This is a genomic window from Pseudomonas synxantha (genome assembly GCF_900105675.1).
Lineage (GTDB): Bacteria > Pseudomonadota > Gammaproteobacteria > Pseudomonadales > Pseudomonadaceae > Aquipseudomonas > Aquipseudomonas synxantha.
Map to the genome: position 1 here is coordinate 2,142,893 of NZ_LT629786.1, position 13,294 is coordinate 2,156,186.

The window sequence follows — 13,294 nt, forward strand, 5'->3', positions numbered from 1 at the left end:
AACAAGCCCTGGGCGCGTTTCTTCATGTACCCAGTAACGTCTGGCAGCGTGCCTGTAGAAAACGGTGCAGCACTTTCACCCGTTCCGACACTTGCAGACGGTGGGGGCACATCAGGTTGAAAGGGGTCGGCTCGCCCTGCCAGTCGGGCAACAGCGCTACCAGCCGACCGGCCTGGATATCACGGGCAATATCCAAGTTGGCTTTATAGGCGATGCCGTGGCCCGCCAGCGCCCAGCGGCGGACGATTTCTCCATCGTCGCTGAGGTAATCGCCGCTGACGTCGACCTCCTGGAGCAGCGCGCCCTGGCGGAAGTACCACGTGCTATTGGCCTGCCCGCGGCGCATGTAACGCAACGTACTGTGCTGCGCCAAGTCCGCCGGCGTGCGCGGTGTGCCGTGGCGCGCGAGGTAGTCAGGACTGGCGCAGGCCATGCGCTGGTGGCCGGGCACCACCGGCAACGCCACCAGGCTGGAGTCCCTTGGTACGCCAAAGCGCAGGGCAATGTCGACGGTATCGCGAAACAAGTCGGCATTGCTGTCGTTGAGCAGCAGTTGCAGGCGGATATTGGGGTGCTCAAGCTTGAACTCATCCAGCCAGCCCAGCAGCACATTGCGGCCGAAATCCGAGGGCGCCGCCAGTTGCAATAAACCGCTGAGGCTTTGGCCTTGTTGCTTGATGGCGTGTTCGCCCTCCGACAGCGCCTCCAGCGCTACCCGCACGCTGTCCAGATAACGCCGGCCTTCTTCGGTCAGGCGCATGCTGCGGGTGGAACGGGCGAGCAAGCGGATACCGAGCCGGGTTTCCAGGCGCTTAAGGGCAATGCTGGCCGCTGCCGGTGTCAAGCCAAGCCCACGGGCGGCGGCTGTCAGGCTGCCGGTGTCGGCACTGCGTACAAAGACTTCAAGGTCGAGAATTGAGCTCATTATTAAAAATCCTTTAAAGATCTTGTCGTTTTACCGGGATTTTTTGCTGATTGCCAAGCTGGGAAGATGAACGCTCACTTTCTCATGCAGGTAGTTCTCCCATGACATCTTCCCTCAGCGGTAAAACCGTCATCGTAATTGGCGGCAGCAGCGGCATCGGCGCCGCAGTGGCCCAGGCAGTCACCGCTCGCGGTGCGCACGTAGTGCTGGCAGGGCGGCGCTTGACCTCCGGCAGCGATAACGGCGTACGCAGCGAACCGGTGGACGTCACCGATAGCGCATCGTTGCAGCGCTTGTTCGAAACGGTGGGCCACTTTGACCACCTGGTCTACACCTCGGGACCTTCGGTGCGGGCCAAAACGCTGATCGAAACCGACCTTGACGAAGCCCGGGACAATTTCAATGTGAAACTCTGGGGCGCGCTACGTGCGATTCAACAGGCGCTGCCATTCCTGGGTGAGCACGGCAGCATCAGCCTGACTTCGGGTCAACTGGGGCGCAAGCTGGCAGCAGGGCAGTTCATCAAGACTGGCATCAACGCCGCGACCGAAGCCTTGGGCAAGCAACTGGCCAAGGAGCTGGCGCCGCGTCGCGTCAATGTCATCAGCCCCGGCGTAATCGACACCCCAGCCTATGCCGGGTTGGCCGAAGAGCAGCGTTTGGCGATGTTTGCCAAGACCGGCGAGACATTGCCGGTTGGCCGGGTAGGGCAGGCTGAAGAAGTCGCGGCGGGGTATGTATTGGCCATGGAGAACGGCTTCATGACCGGCACCGTTATCGATATCGATGGCGGCGGCTTGCTGTAGACACAGGGCTCCCGATAGCGGTGTATCAGTCAACTATGAATTGACTGAACTACTGTATCGGGGGCAAGCCCCCTCCCACAGGGGGGCAATTACTGCGTTGGTGTATTCGCTGCTTGCCTAAGGTCTGACACAGCCTGCAAAGGCAACAGAGATCAAAATGTGGGAGGGGGCTTGCCCCCGATGGCGGTGGTTCAGTCACAGATGCGCGCACTGACACTAAATCATCGGAAACAAGGCCCCTCTCACACTGGACTGTCTTATGCCTGCAAGGTCCGCGTCATGCGCAACGCCAACACACTCCCGGCGACAATCACGGCCGCCAGCAGATACAGCGCCACATCCGTGGACCCGGTGGCGTCTTTCACAAAACCCACGATATACGGGCTGAGAAAGCCCGCCATCTGCCCCATGGAGTTGATCAAAGCCAGGCCACCCGCTGCGGCACCTGCGCTGAGCATGGCGGTAGGCACCGGCCAGAACATCGGCAGGCCGGTAAGGGCGCCCATGGTAGCGATGGTCAGGCCGAGGATGGCGATGGCCGGTGTGGTGGCGAAGTTCACCGCAATCAGCAGACCGATTGCACCCATCAGCATTGGCACCACCAGGTGCCAGCGACGTTCCTTGCGCAAGTCGGCCGAGCGGCCTACCAGCAACATGAACACTGCCGCCAACAGATACGGGATCGCACTGAGCCAGCCAATCACCAGGTTATCGCTGAAACCCAGGTTTTTGATGATCGATGGTAGCCAGAAGTTGATCGCATACACGCCGCTCTGGATGCAGAAGTAGATCAGGCCAAATGCCCAGATCGCCGGGTTCTTGAACACTTCGGCCAGGGAGTCGCTGGTGGTTTTAGGCTTATTCGCCAGGTCCGTGGCTTGGTCGGCTTCCAGCACTGCGCGCTCATGGGGCGTGAGCCACTTGGCGTTGGCGAAGCTGTCACTGAGCAGGAAGTAGGCGAGGGCGCCGAGGATCACGGTCGGGATGCCCTGCAGCAGGAACATCCACTGCCAGCCCGCCAGGCCACCTTGACCGGCGGCAAAGTGGTTGAGAATCCAGCCGGAGAAGGGGCTACCGAGCAAGCCGGACACCGGGATCGCCGACATGAACAGCGCCATGATCCGTCCGCGGCGGAAGGTCGGGAACCACTGCGAGAGGTACAGCACCACACCGGGGAAGAAACCGGCTTCAGCGGCACCGGTAAACAGGCGCAACGTGTAGAAATGCGTCGGCGTGGTCACAAACAGCAGGCAGGTAGACAGCGTGCCCCACACGATCATCATCAACGCGATCCAGCGCCGTGGGCCGAACTTGGTCAGCGCCAGGTTGCTCGGCACGCCACACAGCACGTAACCGATAAAGAAAATCCCGGCCCCCAGGCCGTATACGGTTTCGCTGAATTTCAACGCATCGAGCATCTGCAACTTGGCAAAGCCAACGTTCACTCGGTCCAGGTAGTTGAACAGGTAGCAGATAAAGATGAAGGGGATCAGGCGCAGGGTGATGCGCTTGTAGATGGCGTTTTTATCGTCATCGCTGGCCAGTGCGGCAGTGGCGCTCTGTGACATGGGAATCTCTCTTTATTATGATTTTTCGCGGTGCGAGGTTAACGTTGACCGCCCCGACAGTCTCGATGACGTGATGGGCGACTGTCTTTGTGCTGGCGCACAGTGAAGCAGGCTTTGCGCTGTGCCAGTGAACAACCTGTTTTAGGAAATTAGCCCCATGTTCGAGCTCGATCACGCCTTGGCCCAGGAGATTGTCGATCGCACCATGGCCATCCTGCCCTATAACGTCAACGTCATGGACAGCCAGGGCCTGATCCTTGGCAGCGGCGAGCCGGAACGCATCAATACCCGCCACGAAGGCGCGCAACTGGTCCTGGCCAATGGCCGGGTGGTGGAGATCGATGGGCAGACTGCCAAACATCTCAAAGGCGTGCAGCCGGGCATCAACCTGCCGTTGCTGCATGATCAACGCCTGATCGGTGTGCTGGGCATCACCGGTGAACCGGACGGGCTGCGCACCTATGCAGAACTGGTGCGCATGACCGCTGAAATGCTGGTCAGCCATCGCCACCAGCAAGCCGAGCAGCAATGGCGGCGCCAGCGCTGCGATGATCTGCTGGCCTTGCTGCTGGCCGACAGTGGCGACTCACCACGCCTGGTGGACGAAGCCCGGCAACTGGGTCTCAAGCCGCAGCTGTCGCGCACGCCGTACCTGTTCGAACTGGGCCCGGGCCAAACGGCGGAAGACTTGAGTACATGGCTCACCAGCCGTTACCCGGACAGTTGGTGTGTCAGCCCCGCGAAGTTTTCCCTGCTGTGGTGCCGACCCGCCGCGTTGCAGGTCGACAACCCCCGCTTGCTGGAAAAGCTCGACGGCCTGGGTTGGAACATCCTGCGCGTTGCCATTGGTGGGCAAGCGGAGGGCTTGGCGGGGCTACGCCGTTGTTATCGTCGGGTGGGCGATCTACTTGCGTATGGCCGCGATATCCTCCCGCAAATGCGGCTGTTGACCCTCAACCGTTATCGTCTGCCGGTCATGCTCTGGCGTCACCGCAATGACGATGCCCTGGACGAACTGCTCAACCCTTTGCGCAAAGTGCTGACCAAGGACAGCAACGGGCAACTGCTCGCCACCCTGCGCAGTTGGTGCGAACACGACGGGCAAAGCCAGGCCTGCGCAGACGCGCTGGGCATTCATCGCAATAGCCTGCGTTATCGCATGGAACGCATTGCTGAACTCAGCGGCGTGGACCCGTTGACGCTCGATGGCATGCTGGCCTTGTACCTGGGCGTGCAGTTGTTGCCCCAGACTTTGTAGAAATGACCAACAAACCCTGTCCGCATCTGTGCAATTGACAGGCGTCATTACCCCAGCCAACTGGCAGCATGGGCGTTATAAAAACCGGAGAAAGCCCATCATGAAGATCATCATCGCTCCCGACTCGTTCAAGGACAGCCTCAGTGCTGCAGGCACTGCCCAGGCGATTGCCGAAGGGTTGGCCCAGGTCTGGCCGGATGCACAGTTGGTCGAATGCCCAATGGCCGATGGGGGTGAAGGAACGGTGGAGGCAGTACTCGCCGCGTGCAAGGGCGAACTGCGTCGGCAAAGGGTGCAAGGGCCACTGGGCGGCTCCGTTGAGGCGCACTGGGGCTGGTTGGCCGACAGCCATACCGCGATGATCGAAATGGCCGAGGCCAGCGGCTTGCAATTGGTCGCGCCGGGGCAGCGCGACGCATGTTCCAGCACCACTTACGGTACCGGTGAATTGATCCGTGCCGCCCTGGACGCCGGGGCGCAACGCATCATCCTGGCGATTGGCGGCAGCGCCACCAATGATGGCGGGGCGGGGGCGATGCAGGCCCTTGGCGTGCAACTTCTTGACGCAGCCAGTCAGCCACTGCCTCCAGGCGGCCTGGCGTTGGCGCGTCTGGCGCGTATCAGCCTTGACACGCTCGACCCGCGCCTGGCCCAGGTGCGCTTTGAAATTGCCGCCGACGTCAACAACCCGCTGTGCGGCCCCCACGGCGCCTCGGCGATTTTCGGCCCGCAAAAAGGTGCGAGCCCCGAGCAAGTGGCCCAACTGGACGCCGCCCTCGGCCACTTCGCCGATCACTGCGCCCAAGTGCTGGCCAACGACGTGCGCGACCAACCCGGCAGCGGCGCCGCCGGTGGCCTGGGTTTTGCCGCCAAGGCCTTTCTCGGTGCACAGTTCCGCCCAGGGGTGGAGGTGGTGGCCGAACTGGTCGGCCTTGATGATGCCGTACGCGGCGCCGACCTGGTCATTACCGGTGAGGGCCGCTTCGACGCCCAGACCCTGCGCGGCAAGACCCCGTTTGGTGTGGCGCGCATCGCCCAGCGCCATGGCGTGCCGGTTATCGTGATCGCCGGCACATTGGGCGAGGGTTACGAGCAGATGTACGCCCATGGCGTGGATGCGGCATTTGCCTTGCCCTCGGGGCCGATGAGCCTGGAGCAAGCCTGCCGTGAGGCTCCGCGTCTATTATGTGAGCGAGCTGCGGACATCGCACGCGTTTGGCGCCTTGCATCTAATCACTAACCCCACGCGCCAACCGCTGCACCCACTGTGCCTGAAACTCCAGCAGCGCCTCTGCGGGCTGCTGCAACTGCACAAACTCCAGCATCGGGTCGTCCACCGCTGTGCGCACGCCGCTCAATTCCTCCAGGGTCGCCAACCCACAAAACGGTACATAGGCCTCGCTGTAGCCGCCTTCATGCACCAACACCAGGCGGCCCTGGCACAAGCGCTCGGCAGCCAGGCGCAGGGTGCGCGTCATCAGCCGGAACGATTCGCTGTGCAGCAGCATGCGCGCCAGAGGGTCGACGGCGCCTGCGTCATAACCGCAGGCGACGATGATCAGCTCCGGTTGGAAACGTTCAAGGGCTGGCACCACGATGCGTTCCATCGCCTGCAAATAGGTGACGTGCCCACTGCCCGGCGGCAAGGGAATGTTGATGTTCGCGCCCAGGCCAGCGCCGCGACCACGGTCCTGTTCGCCGCTGTAGCCGGGCGGGTAGCAAGCATCCTGATGCAGTGAAATCGTCAACACATCGGCACGTTCCTCAAAGATCGATTGCGTGCCGTTACCGTGGTGCACATCCCAGTCGATCACGGCGACTTTGCCGAGCCCGTTGTGGGCCTTGGCTGCTTCGATGGCGATGGCAATGTTGGCGAGAAAGCAGAAGCCCATGGCGCTGTCTGCCAGGCAGTGGTGGCCCGGTGGCCGGGATAACGAATAGGCGTTATGCACCTTGCCCCTGAGCACGGCGTCCACGGCGGCGAGGGTCAAGCCGGCGGAGAGTTGCGCGATTTCATAGCTACCCGGTCCGATCGGTGCCTGGGGACCAAGCTCACCGCCGCCGGCATCACTTAGCGTCTTGAAGCGCTGCAGGTAGGCGCTGCCGTGGACTCGCAGCAAGTCCTCTTCGGTGGCCGGTGGTGCGCTGCGCAGATGCAGATGGTGGCTTAATCCGGACACGTCCAACAAGCTTTTCAAGCGGCGCTTGGTCTCCGGTGATTCGGCATGCCCACTGCCGGCCGGCGGCTGTACCCAGCCGCCCACGGGCAGGGTCAGCGCGTGGGCGCCGGCGCTGTGCCACAGGCTCATTTCATCGAAGAAAAATGCGGTGGTTCGGTTCATACCGGCTCCAGTTCAGTGGGGTAATTGGGACGGCTGGTGAGGATCATCACCAGGGACAGTAGCGTGATAACGGCAGCGCCAAGCAGCAGTAGGGTGAACCCGCCGCTGACCTCAATCAGGCGCCCGGCAACCGCCGGGCCGATGGCCAGGCCGCCGCCGATCACCAGGTTGGAGGCGTTCATCAGCTTGCCGCTGTGATCGAGGTCGGCCAGGCAGGCCAGGACCAACGGCAGGATGAAGGTCCAGCTGAACTTGAACAGCAGCGCCGCCAGAGCAAAGCGCAGCAGCGCGGGCTGGCCGAGTAAAAGTAATACGGCAGCCGCCATCAGCGCATAGCCCACTAGCAACAACATTCCACGTGGCAGGCGAGCGCTGATCAGTGATGCGCTTGCGGCACCGGCAATCCCCATCAGCGTGGCGATGGCAAGGATTTCGCCGCTGTGCGACGCAGAGACCCCGGCATTGGCGCCCAAGGCGCCGATAAAGGTCCAGACGCCACCGAGGCTGATGTAAAAACCCAGCACTGCGCCGATTCCCAGCACTGCTTTGCAGCGTGAGCCGGGCAGAGAACTGCCGCTGCTTGCCTGTGCCACAGAGCTGCCGGCAGGAAACGCCTTGGCCAGAGGCAGCAACAGGGTCATCAAGCCCGCCAGGATCAGGTAACAGGCATTCAAGCCAAACTGTCCGAATAACCCCGGCAGTACTAGAAGGCCGAGGGCGCCGACAATCAGCTGCCCCATTACCCACAATCCATAGACCCGACCAGGATTGGCGCTGGCGGCGGCGCTGGCCAGGCAAATGATCATCAGTGAGCCGCCGGCCAGGGCGCTGGCAAAGCGCAGCAACAGTAGAGCTGCGTAAGTGTCGGCGAGCATCGACAACAGGTTGGCCACGATAAACACCAGCGCGGCGACCAGGGCTGCGCTTGGCCAGTCAACCCGTTTGAGCCAAAACCAGGCAGGCAAGGTCGCCAGGCTCATGGCTCCCAGCTCAACGGAAAACAGGTCACCGATGCGCGCAGGGTTCAGTTGCCATTGGCTCGCCAGCTGCGCGGCCACGGCGGGGGCGGTCATCAAGATGGTCGGAGTGATCGCGGCAAACAGTACGATTGCCGCCAGCCGATAGGGTTGTGTGGGCATCTTCAAGCTCCAGGAGTGGGGGTCAGAACACATGGACCAGGCGCAACAATGCCTCGGTCCCGGCATAGCCGTTGGAGGCCGCGACGTTTTGCGAAAGGCTGACCATCAGTTGGTTCTGTGGGTCGAGCCAATGCCCGAATTCGAAGCCAAGTTGGGTGTAGCGCCTGTGGGTGTTGTCGATACGGCGATGGTCAATGCGCAGCGCACCGCCGTCGGCCTGGATCAGGCGCAGCGCCCCATAAGTGGCGGCGCTGAAGTCGTAGGAGGCAAAGGCTTGCAGGCGATACAGCGGGTCTTGCTTGAGCTCGCTGCCGAAGTAGTCATCATTCCTGGCATAAAGCTGGGCTTCGAGGTTGGCTTCCAGCACCCATTTGTCGCCAACGCCCTGGGTATAGTTGTAGACAAATGTGACGCCCCAACGGTTGGTGCCGGGGGACACGTCCGGGTTTTGGCTGTGGTATTGGCCTACCGGCACGGTGATCAGACTCAACAGACCGCTGTAGGTGCGCGAGGCCGGATCGTTAAGGAAAAACACCGTGCCGCCTATCTGCGGGTCGCCCAAGCCGCGTTCACCGGTCCGTTGCTCGGCGCCGGGCAATCGCGCCGTGATGTCGACAAAGGGCAGGATTAATTGTGGCGTGCACAACGTGCCGCAGGCGTCGGTGAAATACACCTGGCGGTAAGCCACGGCGTTGACCTTGAGGTCGGCCTTGCCGGTGCTGTCGGCGGGGCCGTGGAAATTCCCGGCACGGGTCGCAGGCAGGTACAGCACCCCCAGGTTGGTGCCCGGCGGGGCGGCGAAAAAATCCCGGGCGTTGAGGTCGGCAGCCTGGCTGTCGAGGCCGAGCAAGGTGCCACTGAGCAGCACCGTCAGGTTACGTAGGCGTGTGTGAGTCATGGCAAGGTGTCTCATGTATTGGGAGGCCGAAAACTGGGCAACAACAGCCCGTGATCGTGAAAAACGACCCTGGTAGAACCGCGAGATAGGGGCGGGGATCAGTCCGGCGGGGCGTGCATCAAGTGCGCGATGCGCGCTTTGTCCTTGACCCCGAGCTTGGTGTAGATGGTGCGAATATGATGGCGCACGGTATTGGGCGAGAGGCCGAGGTCGCGAGCGACTTCCTTATAGGTCTTGCCCTCGCCAAACCCTTGGGCCACGTCGTTTTCCCGCGGGCTGAGCTGGGGCAGGGCGCGGTTGATGCGCGCCGCCAACAGCAATTGGTCGCCCACTGTCGAAACCTGGAGATGAATGCGCTTGCCGTCATGCCCGTGCTCATCCAGCGGCACCGGCAGGGTGGGGCCGCTCCAGCGTGGCCATTCGCTGAGCAGCAGATCGATAAAGCCGCGCTCGGCGCATTGCAGCACTCCCCGGGGATCGCATACGGCCAGGGCTAGGTTGCGCGGGCTGGTGAGGGTTTCACGCATGGCCACCAAGGTGCGGATCTGATTCGCCGAGACAGCCGCGACCAAGTGCAGCATCAGGTTGTTGAGCAACAGGCAATCATGGGCGCTGAACCGCGGCGCTCCAGGTGTGCGGTAAAGAGTCAGGTGGTCACTGAGGTGGGTTTGCGGGTCGATATGGATAACGCACAACAGCTCACCAAGGCCGTGGCGTTGGCCCAGCCAATTCAACGCGGCGCCGTTGGCAGGGTCACGCATATCAATGATCACTGCTTGACCAGGCTTGGCATGCACCTGCGCAACAGTGACGTCCAGATGGCGGATCGACTGCCAGTCCGCCAGATAGCCCGGTGGCAAATGGTGCAGGTAGCTGCTGTGCTCTTCCGGCAAACCGTCGATCACCGCTGCGCGGCCCCACCAGGCGCTATCGAACGCCAGCAACTGGCTTAGCCGCCTCAAGGCGTGGTGCTGAAAATGCTCGATGTCCTGATGCTGGGCCAGGCGCTGCAGGTCCAGGGTCAGGGTGCTGAAGGCCTGCAACAGGCCAAGGGGATCAAGGCGACTCATGGATATTCCTCTGTGGGACTATTTTTGTTGTTCTCGTCACAGGGTGAAGGCCACAACCTTGGTTAGAGGTGGCAGGGCCTGGGCTGAGTATCGGTGCTGTCAGGTTTGATCGCCATCGTTCAGATGCAGGAGGGTGCGGTTGACGATGTGGGAAAGCTCTGGGCTCGTCAGACGTACAGTTTTGCTTCTACACTGGCCGGCCACTTGTCTTTCATAGGATGAAACGCAATGCACACACCTGAACCCCATATCGTGATCCAGCGCTTTACCGAGGCCCACCTTGAGGGCGTCGCCGCGCTCTACAACGAACCGGCCGTGTGCCGTCAGGTGCTGCAAATGCCTTTCCAGTCAGTTGAAACCTGGCGCAAACGCCTGGTGATGGATAATGAGCGGCGGCTACAGTTGGTAGCATTGCATGGCGGTGAGGTCATTGGTCAGCTGGGGCTGGAGCAGTACCTGCGCGTACGCCAGAGTCATGTGGGTTCGTTTGGCATGGGCGTGGCGACTGCCTGGCAGGGCAAGGGTGTAGGCTCTCGGCTGTTGACTGCTGCGCTGGATGTGGCCGACAACTGGATGAACCTGCACCGCGTGGAACTGACGGTCTACGCCGACAACGAGGCGGCGCATAACCTTTATCGCAAGTTCGGCTTCGAAGTGGAGGGGACGTTGCGCGATTACGCCCTGCGTGACGGTGTGTTTGTAGACACCCTGAGCATGGCGCGCCTGCGCAAGTCGGCTTAATCCGCTAGAGCAAACGCCACCGCAGCCTGCGCATGCAGTGCGGTGCTGTCCAGCAATGGCAGGTCGCTGTGTTCGGGCTGGATCAGCAGGCAGATTTCCGTACAGCCCAGGATGATTGCCTGGGCGCCACGAGCGGCCAGGCCTTTGATCACGCGCTGATACACTCGGCGAGAGGCTTCACTGATGACGCCCACGCACAACTCTTCATAGATGATTCGATGCACCTCCTTGCGCTCATCCGCATCCGGTACCAGCACGGTCAGGCCCTGGGCGGCGAGGCGGGACTTGAGAAAGTCCTGCTCCATCGTAAATGCGGTGCCAAGCAAACCTACCGTCAAGGTTCCGGCCCCCACGGCCGCGCCCGCCGTGGCATCGGCAATATGCAGGAATGGAATCGACACCGCCGCTTCAATGCGCGGCGCCACCAAGTGCATGGTGTTGGTACACAGCACCACGCACTCGGCGCCCCCGGCCTGCAAACGGCGCGCGGCGTCTTCCAGGATCAGCGCGGTATCGTCCCAGCGTCCGGCATGCTGGGCCTGCTCCACCGGGCCGAAGTCCACGCTGTACATCAGGATCTGGGCCGAACGCAGCGGGCCGAGCTGGTCGCGCACGCGCTGGTTGATGATGCGGTAATACTCGGCGCTGGACTCCCAGCTCATGCCGCCGATAAGGCCGATGGTGCGCATCTGATACTCCAGGACAAGGGATGTGGCTTCACCTTACCCATTGAAGGCCGGTTGGTCACAGGCAGTTGCCAGCAAATTCACCGGAGCAGTTCAACTACGCCTGTCAGATCGCAGATGTGTCCACAAAAGGTGCTCTGCGCTGGGCTCCGGGCTTCAAGCCCATCGAACGGGGCTTCCTCAACCGCTGCCCTGAGCAACTGGAGGTTGTACTGTGACCACGACCGACATCGACACCCGATTCCTGACCGATATTCCTGGCATTCGGGTGATGACCCACAATGCGCAAATCGGAGTGTGTGATAAACGCGAGGCACACCTGGGCGTGGGCCGTCTGCATCGTGCATTTTCGGTGCATCTGATCGATAGCCAGGGGCGTCATCTGCTTCAGCGTCGCGCAGCCGGTAAAATGCGTCGCCTTCTATCGGAGCACCCTTCGTTCGATACACCTGCCTTACATTCCCTTTGAGGCCTGGGCTGATGTTTAGCCATACGCCAGGCCGCGGCATCTGCCATGATCACGCTTCGCAACCTGGCTCACCCAAAGGAAATCCGCAATGGACGATGTACAGCAACTAGGCGAGATGCTTCGTCACTACGCCGATAGCGAAGCGCATAAAAAACAGCAATTTGACCTGCAGTCGGCGCGTTGGGCGCAGAAGCTCGGTGAGTTGTTCCAGCAGATCGAACAATGGCTGGAGCCAGTAAAGACTGTGGGTTTGCTGGAAGTACAGCGTGAGGCCTACACCGCCAGCGGCCCGAGCGTGCCGGTGGAGAGTTCGCCCTTCAAGAGCGAAAAACTCAGCGTGCATATCACCGGCAAAAGCGTTGAGTTCGTGCCGGACGTCATGGGCGCCGGCGGTTTGATTTCGGTAGCGGTAATGGGGCTCACCGCTGCGCGCCATGGCAGCGTGTCGTTGGTACTGCCGGCCGATAAGAACGATTGGCTGTGGAAGAAAACCAACGGCCTCAAAGACCCCGACACCTTCGGTTTCGATGCCAACTTCCTGGCCTCGCAGTTGCAGAGCCTGATCCCACGCGAGCGAGCCTGACCTGCACGCTTTAATCGCAGGTAAATAACTCATGGCTGGCGGCGCGTTAAATTAGGTGTATTTGCCAAGCATTGGCTATACCTACAACTCATTCATCACGATGATGGTCGCCAGGGAGTTCCACGATGAAGCTAGGGCTATTGATCAGCACGCTGTGCGTCGCCTCACTCGGCATGGCCGGTTGCGCGAGCAAGGTGCCGCAACCGGACGAGTATTCAGGGTTCCTTTCCAGCTACAGCCAGCTCAAGGAGGCCAAGTCACCGTCGGGGGCGGAGGTGATGCGCTGGGTTGATCCGCAACTGGACCTGAGCCGGTACACCTCGGTGTATATCGAACCCACCCAGTTCTACCCCAAGCCCCAGGCCACCACGAAGATTCCAGACAGCACCCTGCGTGGTATCAACGATTACTTCAACCAGGCCCTCAAACGCGAGCTGGCCAAGTCGCTGCCCTTGGCCAACGCTCCCGGCCCCGGGGTGATGGTGGTGCGTGCGGCGATCACCGCCGTCAGCAGCAAGACCGAAGGCCTCAAACCCTATGAGTTCGTACCCGTGGCCCTGGTTGCGGCTGCGGTGAGTACCGGCACCGGGATTCGTGACCAGGAAACCACCTTGGGCACCGAGGCGCAGTTCCTCGATGGCGCCAGCAATAAAGTGGTGGCCCAAGTAGTGCGCAAAGGCACCGGCAAGCCATTGGCCAATGACTCGCAGGTGATGAAGGCCGACGATGTGAAAAGCGTGATTGATGGCTGGGCCTCGGACCTGCATCAATCCTACCTGCGCCTGAAAAAGCGCTGACCCAGCCGGCCC

The 13,294-nt window shown here is 61.5% G+C and carries 14 protein-coding genes; 7 read left to right on the forward strand and 7 right to left on the reverse strand.

Features of this window, described 5'->3' with window-relative positions:
• Positions 1-22: 22 nt before the first annotated feature.
• Entirely contained in the window at positions 23-925 is a 903-nt protein-coding gene (locus BLU48_RS10290; protein WP_057022250.1) for a LysR family transcriptional regulator, read from the reverse strand.
• 101 nt (positions 926-1,026) lie between these two features.
• On the opposite strand from BLU48_RS10290, the gene BLU48_RS10295 reads away from it, so the two are divergent.
• Entirely contained in the window at positions 1,027-1,731 is a 705-nt protein-coding gene (locus tag BLU48_RS10295; protein ID WP_057022251.1) for an SDR family oxidoreductase, read from the forward strand.
• Between the two features lie 257 nt (positions 1,732-1,988).
• On the opposite strand, the gene BLU48_RS10300 is transcribed toward BLU48_RS10295, so the two are convergent.
• On the reverse strand, positions 1,989-3,299 hold the full coding sequence (locus BLU48_RS10300) for an MFS transporter (protein WP_057022252.1): 1,311 nt from the start codon (positions 3,297-3,299) through the stop codon (positions 1,989-1,991).
• A 157-nt stretch (positions 3,300-3,456) separates the two neighbouring features.
• Here BLU48_RS10300 and BLU48_RS10305 point away from each other — a divergent pair, with 157 nt between their 5' ends.
• Entirely contained in the window at positions 3,457-4,557 is a 1,101-nt protein-coding gene (locus tag BLU48_RS10305) for a sugar diacid recognition domain-containing protein (protein WP_057022253.1), read from the forward strand.
• A gap of 100 nt (positions 4,558-4,657) precedes the next feature.
• A complete protein-coding gene (locus tag BLU48_RS10310) occupies positions 4,658-5,797 on the forward strand; it encodes a glycerate kinase (protein ID WP_057022254.1) in 1,140 nt (379 codons plus the stop codon).
• Here BLU48_RS10310 and BLU48_RS10315 read toward each other — a convergent pair.
• From BLU48_RS10315 to BLU48_RS10330, 4 genes are all read right to left on the reverse strand, one after another.
• A complete protein-coding gene (locus tag BLU48_RS10315; protein WP_057022255.1) occupies positions 5,787-6,899 on the reverse strand; it encodes a class II histone deacetylase in 1,113 nt (370 codons plus the stop codon). The genes BLU48_RS10310 and BLU48_RS10315 overlap by 11 nt on opposite strands.
• Positions 6,896-8,038, reverse strand: a complete 1,143-nt coding sequence (locus tag BLU48_RS10320) for an MFS transporter (protein ID WP_057022256.1) — start codon at positions 8,036-8,038, stop codon at positions 6,896-6,898. Before BLU48_RS10320 ends, BLU48_RS10315 begins: the two co-directional genes overlap by 4 nt.
• 22 nt (positions 8,039-8,060) lie before the next feature.
• Positions 8,061-8,936: a transporter gene (locus BLU48_RS10325; protein ID WP_057022257.1), complete on the reverse strand. Its 876-nt coding sequence runs from the start codon at positions 8,934-8,936 to the stop codon at positions 8,061-8,063.
• A gap of 98 nt (positions 8,937-9,034) precedes the next feature.
• The gene (locus BLU48_RS10330; protein WP_057022258.1) at positions 9,035-10,006 is read right to left on the reverse strand and encodes a helix-turn-helix transcriptional regulator; all 972 of its coding nucleotides are present in this window, start codon (positions 10,004-10,006) and stop codon (positions 9,035-9,037) included.
• A gap of 228 nt (positions 10,007-10,234) precedes the next feature.
• Between BLU48_RS10330 and BLU48_RS10335 the strand changes: the two genes are divergently transcribed.
• Positions 10,235-10,747 carry a GNAT family N-acetyltransferase gene (locus tag BLU48_RS10335; RefSeq protein WP_057022259.1) on the forward strand — a complete coding sequence of 171 codons (513 nt, stop codon included), beginning with the start codon at positions 10,235-10,237 and terminating at the stop codon, positions 10,745-10,747.
• Here BLU48_RS10335 and BLU48_RS10340 read toward each other — a convergent pair.
• On the reverse strand, positions 10,744-11,436 hold the full coding sequence (locus BLU48_RS10340) for an aspartate/glutamate racemase family protein (protein WP_057022260.1): 693 nt from the start codon (positions 11,434-11,436) through the stop codon (positions 10,744-10,746). The two genes, BLU48_RS10335 and BLU48_RS10340, sit on opposite strands and share 4 nt — an antisense overlap.
• Before the next feature lie 211 nt (positions 11,437-11,647).
• Here BLU48_RS10340 and BLU48_RS32255 point away from each other — a divergent pair, with 211 nt between their 5' ends.
• The 3 genes from BLU48_RS32255 to BLU48_RS10355 all read left to right on the forward strand — a co-directional run bounded on the left by BLU48_RS32255 (position 11,648) and on the right by BLU48_RS10355 (position 13,282).
• Entirely contained in the window at positions 11,648-11,902 is a 255-nt protein-coding gene (locus BLU48_RS32255; RefSeq protein ID WP_057022261.1) for an NUDIX hydrolase, read from the forward strand.
• A gap of 88 nt (positions 11,903-11,990) precedes the next feature.
• Positions 11,991-12,485, forward strand: coding sequence for a hypothetical protein (locus BLU48_RS10350; protein WP_057022262.1), 495 nt, complete (start codon positions 11,991-11,993; stop codon positions 12,483-12,485).
• 125 nt (positions 12,486-12,610) lie between these two features.
• Positions 12,611-13,282 carry a DUF3313 domain-containing protein gene (locus tag BLU48_RS10355; RefSeq protein WP_057022263.1) on the forward strand — a complete coding sequence of 224 codons (672 nt, stop codon included), beginning with the start codon at positions 12,611-12,613 and terminating at the stop codon, positions 13,280-13,282.
• The last annotated feature ends 12 nt before the right edge of the window (positions 13,283-13,294 follow it).

Bases quoted from the DNA above. Each gene is read 5' to 3' on its own strand.
- BLU48_RS10330 (WP_057022258.1), bottom strand. From the start codon at position 10,006: ATGAGTCGCCTTGATCCCCTTGGCCTGTTGCAGGCCTTCAGCACCCTG.
- BLU48_RS10355 (WP_057022263.1), top strand. From the start codon at position 12,611: ATGAAGCTAGGGCTATTGATCAGCACGCTGTGCGTCGCCTCACTCGGC.
- BLU48_RS10325 (WP_057022257.1), bottom strand. From the start codon at position 8,936: ATGACTCACACACGCCTACGTAACCTGACGGTGCTGCTCAGTGGCACC.
- BLU48_RS10350 (WP_057022262.1), top strand. From the start codon at position 11,991: ATGGACGATGTACAGCAACTAGGCGAGATGCTTCGTCACTACGCCGAT.
- BLU48_RS10335 (WP_057022259.1), top strand. From the start codon at position 10,235: ATGCACACACCTGAACCCCATATCGTGATCCAGCGCTTTACCGAGGCC.
- BLU48_RS10295 (WP_057022251.1), top strand. From the start codon at position 1,027: ATGACATCTTCCCTCAGCGGTAAAACCGTCATCGTAATTGGCGGCAGC.
- BLU48_RS10290 (WP_057022250.1), bottom strand. From the start codon at position 925: ATGAGCTCAATTCTCGACCTTGAAGTCTTTGTACGCAGTGCCGACACC.
- BLU48_RS10340 (WP_057022260.1), bottom strand. From the start codon at position 11,436: ATGCGCACCATCGGCCTTATCGGCGGCATGAGCTGGGAGTCCAGCGCC.
- BLU48_RS10310 (WP_057022254.1), top strand. From the start codon at position 4,658: ATGAAGATCATCATCGCTCCCGACTCGTTCAAGGACAGCCTCAGTGCT.
- BLU48_RS10315 (WP_057022255.1), bottom strand. From the start codon at position 6,899: ATGAACCGAACCACCGCATTTTTCTTCGATGAAATGAGCCTGTGGCAC.
- BLU48_RS10300 (WP_057022252.1), bottom strand. From the start codon at position 3,299: ATGTCACAGAGCGCCACTGCCGCACTGGCCAGCGATGACGATAAAAAC.
- BLU48_RS10320 (WP_057022256.1), bottom strand. From the start codon at position 8,038: ATGCCCACACAACCCTATCGGCTGGCGGCAATCGTACTGTTTGCCGCG.
- BLU48_RS10305 (WP_057022253.1), top strand. From the start codon at position 3,457: ATGTTCGAGCTCGATCACGCCTTGGCCCAGGAGATTGTCGATCGCACC.